Annotated in this window: 5 protein-coding genes; 2 read left to right on the forward strand and 3 right to left on the reverse strand. The window is 65.9% G+C overall.

What is annotated here, in order from left to right; genetic code table 11:
• Positions 1-6: 6 nt before the first annotated feature.
• Together ACFSXZ_RS36330 and ACFSXZ_RS36335 are read right to left on the reverse strand one after the other, a co-directional pair.
• A complete protein-coding gene (locus tag ACFSXZ_RS36330; protein WP_378270592.1) occupies positions 7-7,704 on the reverse strand; it encodes a type I polyketide synthase in 7,698 nt (2,565 codons plus the stop codon).
• 204 nt (positions 7,705-7,908) lie between these two features.
• On the reverse strand, positions 7,909-11,004 hold the full coding sequence (locus ACFSXZ_RS36335; protein ID WP_378270594.1) for a non-ribosomal peptide synthetase: 3,096 nt from the start codon (positions 11,002-11,004) through the stop codon (positions 7,909-7,911).
• Between the two features lie 407 nt (positions 11,005-11,411).
• Between ACFSXZ_RS36335 and ACFSXZ_RS36340 the strand changes: the two genes are divergently transcribed.
• Both ACFSXZ_RS36340 and ACFSXZ_RS36345 read left to right on the forward strand, forming a co-directional pair.
• Positions 11,412-11,714 carry a hypothetical protein gene (locus ACFSXZ_RS36340; protein WP_378270596.1) on the forward strand — a complete coding sequence of 101 codons (303 nt, stop codon included), beginning with the start codon at positions 11,412-11,414 and terminating at the stop codon, positions 11,712-11,714.
• Entirely contained in the window at positions 11,680-12,234 is a 555-nt protein-coding gene (locus ACFSXZ_RS36345) for a sugar O-acetyltransferase (protein WP_378270597.1), read from the forward strand. The genes ACFSXZ_RS36340 and ACFSXZ_RS36345 overlap by 35 nt, the downstream gene beginning before the upstream one ends.
• A 544-nt stretch (positions 12,235-12,778) precedes the next feature.
• Here ACFSXZ_RS36345 and ACFSXZ_RS36350 read toward each other — a convergent pair.
• A complete protein-coding gene (locus ACFSXZ_RS36350) occupies positions 12,779-14,443 on the reverse strand; it encodes a purine-cytosine permease family protein (protein ID WP_378270599.1) in 1,665 nt (554 codons plus the stop codon).
• Positions 14,444-14,538: the final 95 nt, after the last annotated feature.

Genomic DNA, 14,538 nt, shown 5'->3' on the forward strand with positions numbered 1-14,538 from the left:
ATCCCGTCAGTGGTCCTGCGAACGGCGGTCGATGAACGCGAAGAGTTCGTCGTCCGTTGCCGTGGCGAACGATTCGGAGCCCATGAAGACCGATCGCGGTGGAGCCGATTGCCCCGTATCACGAGCGGGGGCGCGTGCAGCCGAAGGAGACAGACGGTCCAGCAGGAACGCACTCACTGACTCCGGTGTGGGATGGTCATAAACCATGCTCACCGGTAGGCGAATGCGCAGAATGCCGGCCAGGCGGTTACGCAGTTCGATGACGCCCAGGGAATCCAGGCCCAGACTCCGGAACGTTCGGTCAGGCCGGACCGGCTCGCCGCGGCCGAGTATGGCCGTGGTCTGGTCGCTCACCAGATCCAGCAGCAGAAGTGACCTCTGTTTCGGGTCGAGTGGAGCCAATCGCTCCGCGAAGCCCGTCGCGGATGCCGCGGAATCGCGGCCACTGCCGGACCGGGTGGGCATCCCCGCGAGGGAGCGAAGCACAGACGGCATACCGGGAGTGTCGCGCCACGCGGCCATGTCTAGACGCGTGAGCAGGACTTCCGGGCGGTTCAGGGTCACGGCGGCGTCGAAGAGCGAGAGTCCTTGCTCGACACTCAACGGCGGTGTCCCGGAACGAACCGTGCGTTGGTTCTCGCTGTCGGGCAGACCGCGTCGCATACCGATTTGGTTCGTCCACGGCCCCCACGCCATGGCTACCGCGGGCAAACCGATCCCGCGGCGATACGAGGCCAGCGCATCGAGATAGGCGTTTCCTGCCGCGTAGTGGCCCAGCCTGGCAAAGCCGAAGGTGTCGGCCACCGACGAGAACAACAAGAAGGCCGACAAGTCGAGTTCCCGAGTGAGATCGTGCAGGTGCCACCCGCCGTCGACCTTGGGCCTCAGCGCGGCGTCGAGCTTCTCGGTGTCAATCGACGTGATCATGGCGTCGGCGAACACAGCAGCCAGGTGAATCACGGCCGTCAGCGGATGCTGAGGTCCTATCCCGGCAATAAGACGAGCCACCGCCGCGCGGTCGCCGACATCGCAGGCCTCCACCCGCACGTCCGCACCCAGCTCGGTGAGCTCGGCCACCAGTTCCGAAGCACCTGCCGCACGTTCGCCGGACCGGCTGGTCAACAGGAGGTGACGGGCCCGGCCGTGCCGGACCAGGTGGCGGGCCAGGATGGAGCCGACGCCACCGACTCCACCGGTGATCAGCACTGTCCCGTCGGGGTCCCACGCCGTCACTTGTTCGCCACGTGTAGAAACACCGCCCCAGCGCGGTGTCGCGATACGAGGTATCCGCAGCCTGCCGTCACGAACAGCGAAGGCAGGTTCGTCGTCGAGGGCCAGGCCGAGGGCCAACGCCGCGAAGTCCACCGGCACATCAGTGTTCAAGCCGGGCCGGGGCCCGAAGTCGGCGAGCACGAACCGGTCGGGATGTTCACTCTGTGCTGACCGAACCAGACCCCACACGGCCGCACCCACCAGGTCGGTGACCGCGCCTTCTTCCTCACCGGTCACTGCGCCACTGGTCGCCACTACGAGTTTCGTGTCCGCCCAACGGTCGTCAGCCAGCCAAGTCTGCAATTGCGCCAGCACGTGTGCGGTGGCCCTGTGTACTTCATCGGTCGTCCCCACGCCCGCCTGAGCCGAAACGGTCGTGACCACCGCGTCGGGAGGCGTCGTCAGGGAGTCCCATGCCCGGGCCAGTGCGTCGAGGTTCGCGAACCGCTGGAAGGTGCCATCGATGGCGGAATCGGCAACGGCCGTACCGCCGTCGCTATCGTCGATCAACAGGACCAGCCGCGGCCAGGTGCCGTCCCTCCGGGGAAGGTCCGATTCCACCCAGCCAAGCTGGAAGATGCCGTCCTGCCCCGCCGGCACGGCATCCACCGGCCAGAAACGCCGTCGTTCGAACGGATACGTCGGCAGGTCCGTGATTTCGGCCCCGGAATTCTCGAAGGCAGGGGTCCAATCGACTTTCCCTCCGCTGACGAAGAACGCGGCAACCGACCTCAGCACCTGATCAAGACCGCCGTGTCCCCGGGCGAGCGTCCCTCCCACCGTGACCTCGATATCGCCTGCCCTCGCCGTTGGGTCCAGTGTTTGTTCCATCGCCGGTACGAGGACCGGATGCGGGCTGACTTCGACGAATCGCCGGTAACCTTCGGCCGAAAGGTGCCCGACCGCCTCGGCGAACCGAACGGTCTGCCGCAGGTTTCGAAACCAGTACCGGGCGTCCGCGACAGGCATGTCGATCCAGGTGCCGTCGACCGTGGAGTACCACGGAATGCGCGGCCGCCCAGGCCTCAGCGGCGCCAACTCCGCCAACAGCCGCTCTTCGATTTCGTCTACCTCTCCGGAATGCGACGCGTAGTCCACCTCGATCCGGCGGGCATGGACTTCTTCGGCGGTCAGTTCGGTGCAGAGACCGCTCAGGGCCTTGTTTTCACCGGAAACCACTACCGAACGCGGACTGTTGATCACAGCGATGGACAGGTCGCCCCCATACCGCTCCAGTCTCTCCTGGACGATCTCGGCCGGGAGCGAGACGGACAGCATTCCTCCCCGGCCGGCCAGCGCCTTCAGCGCCTGGCTCCGCAACGCGACGACGCGCGCACCGTCTTCCAACGACAGGGCACCGGCCACACAGGCCGCCGCGATCTCGCCTTGACTATGTCCCAGGACCGCCGCCGGAGTGACACCGAACGAACTCCATACCGCGGCGAGAGACACCATGACGGCCCACAAAGCCGGCTGTACGACGTCCACACGCGACAGAACCGCCTCGCCGCCATTCGTCACGACATCGATCAGCGACCAGTCCACAAATGACGCGAGCGCGTCTTCGCACTCGCTCATCGACTTGGCGAACGCCGGAGACCGGGCCATCAGCTGACTGGCCATACCGACCCATTGCGAACCCTGGCCGGGAAAGACGAAGACAGTTTTCCCCTCGGTCACCGCAAGGTCCGATATCAGGGAATCGACGGTCTCACCGCGTGCCAGAGCCGTGAGTCCGGCCAGCAACTCGGCCCGCCCTTCACCGACGACCACCGCCCGATGGTCGAACATCGCCCTTGTAGTGATCAACGACAACCCGACATCGGCTTGACCGGCCGCTTCATTCTCTCGCAAGTGGGTCAGCAGCCGGGCAGCCTGCACACGCAACCCGCCCGGGTTCCTGCCCGACACCACCCATGGCAGCGGTCCGCCTGCCCGGTCGCGGGTGTTCGCGGTGTCCGCCCGAACCTGCGCGACGGGCGCCTGCTCGATGATGACATGTGCGTTCGTGCCGCTGATACCGAACGAAGAAACCGCCGCCCGGCGAGGACGATCCCCGGGCCACGCCCGGGACTCGGTGAGCAACCGGACATCACCCGTCGTCCAATCGATCTTGGTCGAGGGCCTGTCCACGTGCAGGGTGCGTGGCATACGTTCATAACGCATCGCCATCACCATCTTGATGACTCCGGCGATCCCCGCCGCGGCCTGCGTATGGCCGAGATTCGACTTCACCGTGCCGAGCCACAGCGGACGTCCCGGCGCACGTCCCTGCCCATACGTGGCCAACAGCGCCTGCGCTTCGATAGGATCACCGAGCGCTGTGCCCGTGCCGTGCGCCTCCACGACATCCACGTCCGAGGCAGTCAGGCGTGCCTGGCCGAGGGCATCACGGATCAACCTCTGCTGTGACATTCCGTTGGGCGCGGTCAAACCATTCGATGCGCCGTCGGAGTTCATCGCGCTGGCGCGCAGTACCGCCCAGATCCGCCGGCCCTGGCGTCGTGCCACGGACATCCGCTCGACAACCAGAACGCCGACACCTTCGGACCAACTCGTACCATCGGCCGTGTCCGAAAACGCCTTGCACCGGCCGTCCCGCGAAAGGCCGCCCAACCGCGCGAAATCCGTGTAAATGGTGGGGGTCGCCATCACGGTCACACCGGCGGCCAGCGCGATCGAGCACTCACCGGCCCGGAGGCTACGGGCAGCCAGATGCAGCGCCACCAGGGAGGACGAACATGCGGTATCCACGGTCAAGGCCGGGCCTTGGACGCCCAGAGAATAGGACAGACGTCCGGAAAGGACGCTGGGTGCGGCTCCGGTCAGGGCATATCCAGCCGTGCTGCTTCCCAGACGGTCCGTGAGGTTACGGTAGTTCGAATCCATGGCGCCGACAAAGACACCCGTCCTTGTCCCCGGTAAGGACAGCGGGTCGATGCCGGACCTCTCCAGCGCCTCCCATGAGGTCTCCAGCAGGAGACGCTGCTGCGGATCCATCGCCAGTGCTTCGTTCGGCGAAATCCCGAAGAACGCCGCGTCGAAGTCGGCCACGTCGTGCAGGAATCCACCCCGTGGCGTGGCGCCGACGGGTCCGCCATCCCCGTGAAGATCACGCACGCCGTCCATATCCCAGCCGCGGTCGGTGGGAAACCCACCGATCCCTTCACCACCCGAGGCCACCAGCCGCCAAAGACCTTCAGGTGAATCGACTCCCCCAGGAAACCGGCATGCCATTCCGACGATCACCACCGGATCGTCCTCCACGGAAAGCGTGGTATCCGAACCCACCGGTCGGCGATCACCCTCGTCATCGGGCGTCAACTCGCGGTGAAGATGAGCTACCAGGGCCTTCACGCTCGGATGATCGAAGATCGAGGTGGGCGGGAGTCGCAGTCCCGTCACCGCATTGACCCGCCCTCTCAACTCCACCATCATCACGGAGTCAAAGCCCAGTTCCTTGAACGGCACCGTGACGTCCAATGGGCCATCGCCGTCCAGCCCCAATACCGCTGCTGTTTCGGCACTGACGAGGCCGGTCAGTAAATCGTTCTGTCGAGCACTGTCCAGTCCGACCAGCCGATCTCGTAGCGCACTGCCCGTCACAGCCTCCACGTCCGTCTGGTCGGCAACGCGCGGAAGAACCCCCGAAGGCACGGCAGCCACCTTCGTGTCCGCCCCGACTCGGTCCAGCCAATAGTGCCGCCGTTGGAACGCATAGGTCGGCAGATCCACCCAATGCGAATCACCCCGGTGTGGCATGCGGGGAAAAATGGCCGTCCAATCGGGACTCATGCCATGCACATGTAACTCGGCGACAGCATGCAGGAACCGCTTGATCCCACCGTGTTGCCGGCGCAGCGATCCGATGGCACACGCGTCCGCACCGACAGTCTCGAATGTTTCACCGAGTGCGGATGTCAACACAGGATGCGCGCTGACCTCCACGAAGGCGTTGAAGCCCGCATCGAGGAGTTCGCGGGTGGCCTGCTCGAACAGGACGGGCTGCCGCAAGTTCGCATACCAGTACTCGCCGTCCAGCCCATGGGTATCCATTTCCGCCCCGGTGACCGTCGAATAGAACGGTACTTCCGCCGGGCCGGCCTCCACTCCGGACAAGACCGCCAGTACTTCCGCACGGACGGCCTCGACCTGCCTGGTGTGCGAGGCATAGTCGATCGCGACCCGGGAAGCGGATATACCACGCTGTGCCAACCTGGCCAGTAATTCGTCCATCTCGCTGGTGTCGCCGGCCACCACCGTGGTGGCAGGTGAATTCATCGCCGCGACGGTGATCCCGCTCGACCCACCCGCCCATGACGTGGCTTCATGCTTACTCATCGGGAGCACGGCCATGGCACCTCGGCCGCTCAGGGCGGTCAGCACCCGGGCCCGCAACGCCACGATGCGAGCCCCGTCGCGCAATGACAACGACCTCGCCACACAGGCAGCCGCGATCTCGCCTTGGGAATGCCCCACCACCGCATCCGGCCGTATCCCGGCGGCCTTCCACATTTCGGCAAGGCTCACCATCACCGCCCACAGGACAGGCTGCACGATTTCCGAGCTCTCCAAGGATCGCGCGTCGGCGACCGCCTCCGCCAGAGGCTGGTCGATCCACTCCGACAACGCTTCCGCGCACGCCTCCATCCAGTGAGCGAACACCGGGGACGACGCCCACAGTTCCAACGCCATGCCCGCCCACTGCGATCCCTGGCCGGGAAAGACGAAGGCTACTTTTCCGTCCCGTGGTATCAGGGCGCGACCCGATACCACACCATGATGGGCCTTCCCTTGCGCTATCGCGGAAAGACCGCCAATGAGATCTTCTCGATCGCCGCCGATTACGACAGCTCGATGGCCGAACGCGGACCGCGAGGCCGCGAGCGCATACCCGGCCTCGCGCGCCCCCAGTTCGCGGCGCTCACCGAGGTACGCCAACAGCTTCGACGCCTGCGCTCGCGTCGCCGCCGGCGTGTGGCCGGACACCACCCAGGGCAGGACGGCAGTCTCGGTCTGCTGCAGTTCGTACTCACGTTCGCGGCCCGGGATGTCCTTCGGTGGCCCTGGCGGGGCATCGGAGACAACGACGTGGCAATTGGTCCCGCCCATCCCGAACGAAGAAACACCGGCGATGAGGCCGTCACCACGATCACCAGCCGTGGCGGCCCGTGGCCACTGCCTGAGTTCGGTCACCACCCGCAGATGCCACGAGTCGAACCGGATAGCCGGGTTGGGTCGATCGAAGTTCAGGCTCGCGGGAATGAGCCGATGCCGAACGGCCAGTGCGGTTTTGACCAAACCGACGATTCCCGCGGCGCCCTCGAGGTGCCCGATGTTCGTCTTCACCGAGCCGACCAACAGCGCATCCCGGTGGCCCCGGCCCGCACCGTGCACCGCACCCAGCGCGGCCGCCTCGACAGGATCGCCTACCCGGGTGCCCGTTCCGTGCAGTTCGACGTACCCCACCTCGCCCGGATTCACCCCAGCCTGTTCACAAGCCGCTCGCAGCACCGCCTCCTGTCCAGCCCGGCCGGGAATCCCGAGACCTTCTTCGCCACCATCGTTGTTCGTGGCGCTACCACGGATGACGCAGTACACACGGTCGCCGTCGGCCACAGCCCGCGACAGCGGCTTCAAAACCACGAACGCGCCACCCTCACCCCGCACAAACCCGTTGGCCCGCGCATCGAAGGTGTAACACGTGCCATCCGGTGAGAGCGCGCCCATCTCCTCGGCGGCCACCGCGCTCGCCATGGACAAGTTGAGATGCACTCCGCCGACGAGCGCTGATGACGATTCGTTCCTGCGGAGGCTTTCGCAGGCCATGTGCACGGCGACCAACGACGAGGACTGCCCTGTGTCGACGGTCAGACTCGGCCCGCGCGTATGCAGGAAGGAGGACAAACGGTTCGCGATCATGCCGAGCTGGACACCGGTTGCCGTGTGATGTCCGATCCGAGAAGGATCCGATGCCAGGCTGAGAATCGCATAGTCGCTTCGCATCGCACCGACGAACACGCCGACCGCTTGTCCCCGCAGATCCGCGGGGACGATCCCGGCATCCTCCAGCGCCTCCCAACCCAACTCCAGCGCCAGCCGTTGCTGGGGATCCATACTGATGGCCTCGCGAGGCGAGATACCGAAAAACGCGGGATCGAACAGGGCGACATCCTCGACGACACCGGCCCGGTGCACGCCGGATCCACGCGAATCCGGCACTTCGGATTCAGCGTGGTCATCCCGGCCCCACCGCGACGCCGGCACCGGCCTCACCGCGTTTTCACCGCCGCACAGGAGTTCCCAGAACGCGGCCGGGCTCTCCGCCCTCGGCAGCCGGCACGACAATCCGATGACGGCCGTCGGCTCAGCGTGATCCGGCAACGTATCCCCGTGGCAAGTTCGGACACCAGCCTTCGGCCTCTGAAACATCGCCTAGAGGACAACACGAACCTGAACGGGAGATCGACGATTTGTGCGTCATCGGCAAAGAACGCGCCCGTCTTCACCGTCTGCGGTAGAAGTCACTCCGGACAAGATCAACGCCACGGCACACACGACGGCTCGGCGACGAGGTCATCGGTGCCGATCGGGCCAACGCTGGACCTGCGGCAGGTCCAGGCATCGACATCGGCGCTACCGGCTGGCTTCCCCGGTTGTTTCCGAAGACGGAAGCAGGCGGCGGCTCTCGATCAGCCGCGCCATCTTCCTCACCGTGTTTCCCTCGTCGAACAGGGTCAGCGGCTCGACCGACGTGTGCAAGGTCTGATTGACGGCGGCCACCAGCGCGATGCCTTCGATGGACTGGCCGCCGAGGGTGAAGAAATCGTCGTGGATGCCAACCGATTCGACGCCGAGCACCTGGGCCCAGAGCCCGGCCAGATTCGCCTCGAGCGGCGTACGGACGACGTCCTCGGGATCTCTGGACGCCGGCCGGCCGGCTTCGTGACCGATCGCTGGAAGTTTGAGCTTCAGTTCCCGGGCAAGGGAGGCACGAGAGACTTTCCCGCCGCTGCTGACCGGGAGCTCCTCGCGGTAGTCGAACAGGGTCGGTACCTTGTACGGTGCGAGCGCGCTCCGGGCAAAGGCGCGCAGCTCACCGGGAGTGGCCGCGGCGTCTTCTTCGAGCACCACGACAGCGGCAACCTGCTCGGTGAACCCGGGGCCGGGGACACCGCAAACAGCCACCTGCCGCACAGCGGGATGCCTCTTCAGCGCGTTCTCCACCTCGACGGGCGCGACTTTCTCGCCACCACGGATGATGAGGTCCTTGATTCGTCCCGTGATGCGCAACTCTCCACTCTCGGTCAGCTCTCCTTCGTCACCGGTGCGGAACCACCCATCGACGAACGCCGTCGCGTTGGCTTCCTCCGGCACGAGGTAACGGCTGATGACGTTCGCGCCGCTGACGACGATCTCTCCGCGGACGCCCGCGCGTGTGGAGACGACGCCGTCGGCGAGGAGACCGATCGTCGATCCGGTGGGCACCATGGCAGTCACTCCGAGTCGCACGGGAGTCGAGGCGATCTGATGCGCCTCGGTCATCCCATAGGACTCCACGATCGGAATTCGGTAAAACCGCTCGAGCGCCGTCCTCAGCACAGGCGAAAGCGCGGCCGATCCGGATCTGACGAACCGTAGCGCACGCGGTGGCAGCCAGTCCTCCGGCGCGTGTTCGAGAATGCGCTGATGCATCGCCGGGCTGGCGGAGAACCAGGTAACGTCGTGTTTTGTCAGCCAGTTCAGGATGTCGCCGGGCAGGAAAGTGTCGGCGCAGACCACGCTGGAACCACAGCACAGCGCCGCCAGCAGCGAGCCCACCAGACCCTGCACGTGAAACAGCGGCATGATGTTCAACCGGCGATCGGCCGATGTCAGTCCATAGGCCTTCGCCGAAGCTTCCGCTGCGGCAAGCATGGTCGGCCAGGTCAGCGGTACGAGTTTGCCCTGCCCGGTGGTGCCGGATGTCTGAAGCACCAGGCTCTCCCCGTGGTGCGGGCCACTGGGGCCGCGCCGCCGGGCCGGCTCGTCCAGGGTTATCCGGAAACTGTCGTCGTCCCGTTCGAGTTCGGCGACCGGAATGCCGTGCCGTTTGGCCACCTCGCGCGCCGTCGTCGACAATCCGGGCCGTACCACGAGAAGAGCGGGTTCGAGCAGGGCGAAGGCGTTGTCGAGTTCGCTTTCGGAATAAGCCGGGTTGAGGGGCGCCGAAACGGCCACGGTGGCCACCGCGAGAAACAACACACCGGCATCGAGGCCGTCGGGCAAAATCGTCGCGACACGATCTCCCTGACCGACCCCAGCGTCGCGCAGCGCGGTAGCGAGGGAGGAAAGGACACCCACCAGTCGGCCGTAGTCGATGGACCTGCCCCCAGGCTCGATGAGGGCAACGGATCGTGGCCGGCGAGCGGCGTGCTGCCGAACCAACTCCAGCGCAGATGCCGCAGCCGGCGGAGGCGCGCCCGGAGCGGCACGCGCCGACTTCTCGCGTGAGAGCGAGACCACCTCCGGTAGGACCCGGTTATCCGTATGCGCGGTGCTGTCGCCAAGGTCGGAGGCGATGGCCTCCAGCAGTTCCTCTGCTCGTTCGGCGCTTTGGGGACCTCCGTCGCTGGTGAAGGTGATCTCTGTGTGCCCGGGAAGTTCCACGACGGTGAAAGAGGGCGGGAAGAAGTACCCGCGGCGTGGCACACCGAACACGGTGGAGGGTACGAAAGTGTTGGTGGCGTAGTCAGCCAGGTCCAGCCGCCCGAGGTGAGTGAGAGCGAACGACCAGGCGTTGCGTGGTGTATAGGACAGGATCGTGTCCAGCAGCTTGACCGTGACGCGCATAAACGCCTGCGGGACCCGGACAATGCTCTCTATCGCGTCCAGATTGGGGAAGGAGGCGAGGTCGGTGTCCTTGGCCAGCGCATCCAGGACCTCCGCGTAGATTTGCTGCCAGGTCGAATCGGGATTCAACCTCACCCCGATGCCTGTGGTGAGGTTGCCCGTAGCCCGGATGTCCGGCAGATGCCGGCGCAGATCCACCGGGAAGAAGAACGTGCCCGCGGCAAGGCCACAAACCTTGTTCGCGGTGGCCGCTACCCTCGCCAGGACAGCCGGGTGGACACCGGCAACCGTAAGGCGGCGCATGATTCCCCCGCGGCTCCGGAAGGGGCCGCGGGCACGAAAGGCCGCGTCGCCTTTGAGCAGCCGCGGCCTGACACCGTCCGGCACGCCCACCTGCCGGATGAGTCTGGTCTCGGTCAGCGGGGACGAAGCTCCGATGAGTGGTTCGCCACGGAGCGCACGGAAAACCTCGCCGATCCACAACTGCAGGCCTCGCCCGTCCATGATGCTGTGGTGCGAGCGGAAGACGAGAACCGGAGCCTCGCCGGTAAGCAGAACGACCTCACTCAAAGGGCCACCGCGATCGCCGCGAAGCGGCCGGTCCAGACCAGGATGAGCATAATTTACGCGGTCCAGCCCCGCGCCGTCGATGACCCGCACCTCAGGCGGCCGGCCACTGTCCACCCACACCCGGCCCTTGCGGGTCAACCGGGCACCGGGACACACCTGGGCAGCGGCACCGACCGCGGCGGCCAGTTCGCCCGCGTCGAGCGTTCCCGTTCCCTCGACGAAGATCTGCGGTGTCATCGACGTCTCGGCCGGATTGGCCTGATAGATCCACTCGATCGGGGAGACCGGGCGCTGCCAGCCGCGGTCCGTGGATGACCTTGCAGAAGTCATCGATACTCCGTTCTTCCATCACACTTCGTCCAGCCCAGCCGATACGGCGCACGCTTGCCCTCGCCATATCCGCACCGAGCCGCCTGCCACATCGCCGGTGCGGCAGGCAGGACGGTCGGGAACCCGTCACATCCGGTTCGGTGCCTGCCAAAGTGACCCGCAGCGTACGGTATTACGAACGCCTGCCCCGCGACCCGGTCAGGCGGGGAATTTCGTGTTACCGACAAGAACAGGGCGGGACGGCCCTACTTTTGTCAAAATCGGATAATGTCAGCTGTCGAGTTGACTCGTATGCGAACAAGGCCACCTACCAGATCGGTCCTGACCTTCTTGCGCGTCACTGAAGTTGGAAGGTGCCGGGAGATCTTCCGGCACTACGTGGGCGGTGTGGTGGCCACCGCCGGCGAGTGGTCGGTCTTCCAGCGTCCTTTCCCCAACTCCTATCGGCGCTCAATCCCGAGTTCTTCGCACCGATCAACATCACGTGGGCTATCGACAACCGAGCAGCCTGCCTTCGCGTCATAACCGACTCCCGGTCGTCGACAAGACTGGAACACCGCCGGGGCGACAAGGAGGCTCTCAGGGTGGCCGGGAAAGATGCTCCAAGGAGCGAACGGGATCTTGCGGGAACAGCCGGCCGACCGGTTGGCATCGACCGTCCAGAAAGGACACAACATGGGCGAGCAGAAAGACCGGATGCTGCGCGGTGACTGGTACCTGGACGAACCCGACCTGGCCGCGGAACGACGGCACTGCTGGCGCATCCTCGACAGGTTCAACGCCACCGGAGCGGACGACGACACCGAGCGCCGACGCATCCTGGAAGAACTACTCGCCAAGTTCGGCCCCGGCGCCTCCGTCCTGCCGCGATTTCACTGCAGCTACGGCACCCAGATCACCATCGGCGCCAACAGCTTCGTCAACAACGACGCACTCTTCATGGACGACGCCCTGATCACGATCGGCGACGACGTCCGGATCGGCCCCCGGGCGCAACTGCTCACCGCACTGCATCCCATGGAGGACCACGAGCGACGCCGCGCCGGGTGGGAACGACCCGCCCCCATCACGGTCGGCGACAACGCGTGGCTCGGCGCCGGCGTGATCGTCTGCCCAGGCGTGACCATCGGGAAAAACGCGGTCATCGGCGCAGGCAGCGTGGTGGTAAGGGACATACCGGACCAAGTGTTCGCCGCAGGCAACCCGGCACAGACAATCCGCCGTCTGTGACATCGCGACCACCCCGGGCGCGGACCGGCGAAGGACGCAGCGGCGGCCATGCCCCCACCGGAGTGGCCACCCTCATTCTGCCCCGTCCACGAGTTATCGAACTTCGCGGCGCAAATGTTGCCGTCCGAGGAGAGGCTCACGCCGCCCGAACCGGTCGCGGTCGCGCGATGGCGGCCGTTACCGCTCGCCCGTCTCCCGGATCCACGCCCTCCGTGAGGGTGTTGCCTGGTAACGCCAGGTATGCACCCGCCGGTGCTGGGCCCAGAGGTCATCCTCCGGGCCCTCACACTAGCCTCGTCACCTCTCGGCTCCGGTGCAGCCTTCGGACGAATGGTCCATATGCCGCCCGCAGGCGGTCCACCGGCGTGAACAGTCGTGCCATGGTCACAGCCGCCGGCGACCAAGCCCGCACGTAACTGCGCCATGGCCGGGCCAATGGTCGATACGAGTCCGAGCCTCCGACGCCGTCGCTGGCGGTCACGGCGGTGACGTTGCTGGGACGGGACACCAATTCTCCTTCGTTCGGTGCTGCCGCGGAGGAACCTCACGGCCCGACTGCGTCGCTGGGCCGCAACGGGAGCGCGGGAAAGGTCACGGTGGAGGACTGGCAGGCGGTGCGGCAGGTCCGGTCGGCCGAGCAGCACTCCGAACAAATCCACGAGAACGACCGCACCGGGCACCTCGCGACGTCGTCCACCTCGACTTCCACCTCGCATGCGGCGCACGAAACCTGGCCGGCCGCGGTCCGGACCTCTGCGGGTACCTCCTCGGGCGAGCGGGCCAGATAGCGTCCGTGCCCACCGGTCGCGCTGCGGCGAGCGTAGAGGCGCGCATAGAACGGATGTGTGACCAGTGCGACCGCGAACCCGAGGAACGAAGCCAGGCTGCTGAGCACGGTCCAGACGCCGCCACTCAAATGCGTCGCGGCGGGCACGTAGGTCAACGCCAAGCCGACGCAAGCACCGGTGGCGAACGAGGACAGGCCGATCGGGTTGAACCGACGCAGGTACGCGCGGCGGTGCTCAATTTCGCCCACGTCCATGCGGAGCCAGCCACGAACCACCGCATAGTCCCCGAACAGCGTGCCGATCCAGGCGAACAACATGACCGCTTCGAAGGTCAGCACCTCGTTGATCACGTCCAGCATGTGCACGAAGATCAGGGCTGTGCCGACGACGCAGGTCACTGTGCTCCAGAACGCTCGTCCGGGCGTGAACCGCAGGAATCGGGCGAACAATGTGGACAGTGCCAATGACGAGGCATACGTGTTCTGCAAGTTGATCCGAATCTGGGTGACGAACAGGCCGATGAAGCCCACCCATCCGGTGAGCGCCACGAACGCCGTCCCCGGGTTGGTCTGCCCGGTGGCGCGCCAGACCAGCACGCCCACCGGCAGGTAGATCAGCCACGTCAGGAGGTTCTGAGGTAACACTGCTACCCCGAGCAGCCCCCAGAACCGGCGCCGCGGAGAGTCGGTCGGCCGCGCGAAGCGCGCGAACTCCATGGACAACAACGGCACAAGAGCGACCACGCCGTTCACCGTGGCGATCACCCCGAAGATCCCGGCGACGCTCAGCCCGCCGCCGTTCGGCGTGTAGGTCAGGAAATCCCTGCCCCGCTCCCGCGACACCGGGTCCTGGAAGATCACCACCAGGTTCCATACGAGCCAGATGACGAACACCGGGATCGTCCAGTTCTGGAACCGGGTCACGAAGACCATGCCGTACAAGGTGAGCGGGATGAACAACAGCCCGGTGATGACCCAACCTACCTGTTCCGGGATGTGCACGAACGCCGCCAAGCCGGATCCGAGGATCTGGCTTTCCAGCGCCCAGTAGAAGAACCAGTTCGTGCCGAACACCACGGCGGTGACCGTCGAGCCGAGGAACCCCATCCCGAGGCCACGCGAGGCCAGATCGGAGCTGAGCCTGGTGCCCGCCGAAGCCCGCACCAGCACGTAACCGAGCACAGTCTGCGCGATGACCGCGTAGACCAGCCCGACGATGGTATTCGGCATGCCGTATTGCGAGGCCAGCGACGAGCCGATGGCCAGCCACGCGCCCGCGGTTCCGCCCCCGGTGAGCGGCAGCATGATGCCCCAATACCCCCATGACCGATGGCGAGGAACCTTCCGGTTGGCGTAGTCGTCGGTGGCCGCGTTGCCGCTACTGAAGATCCTTCGCAGCACGGAGATGCCGGGACTTCCCATATCCGACTCCTTTGTCGTGGGGTGAACGAGCGCGCCGGGCAAGGCGGATTCCGCCGAGGGTAGGAACGCGGGCGCCGGAAATCTGTGGGTCGTAC

The organism is Amycolatopsis pigmentata, assembly GCF_042684065.1.
GTDB classification, from domain to species: domain Bacteria; phylum Actinomycetota; class Actinomycetes; order Mycobacteriales; family Pseudonocardiaceae; genus Amycolatopsis_E; species Amycolatopsis_E pigmentata.

What these genes read in the sequence shown, in the direction of transcription:
- ACFSXZ_RS36330 (WP_378270592.1), bottom strand. Translation starts at nt 7,704, where the DNA reads ATGTTTCAGAGGCCGAAGGCTGGTGTCCGAACTTGCCACGGGGATACG.
- ACFSXZ_RS36335 (WP_378270594.1), bottom strand. Translation starts at nt 11,004, where the DNA reads ATGACTTCTGCAAGGTCATCCACGGACCGCGGCTGGCAGCGCCCGGTC.
- ACFSXZ_RS36345 (WP_378270597.1), top strand. Translation starts at nt 11,680, where the DNA reads ATGGGCGAGCAGAAAGACCGGATGCTGCGCGGTGACTGGTACCTGGAC.
- ACFSXZ_RS36350 (WP_378270599.1), bottom strand. Translation starts at nt 14,443, where the DNA reads ATGGGAAGTCCCGGCATCTCCGTGCTGCGAAGGATCTTCAGTAGCGGC.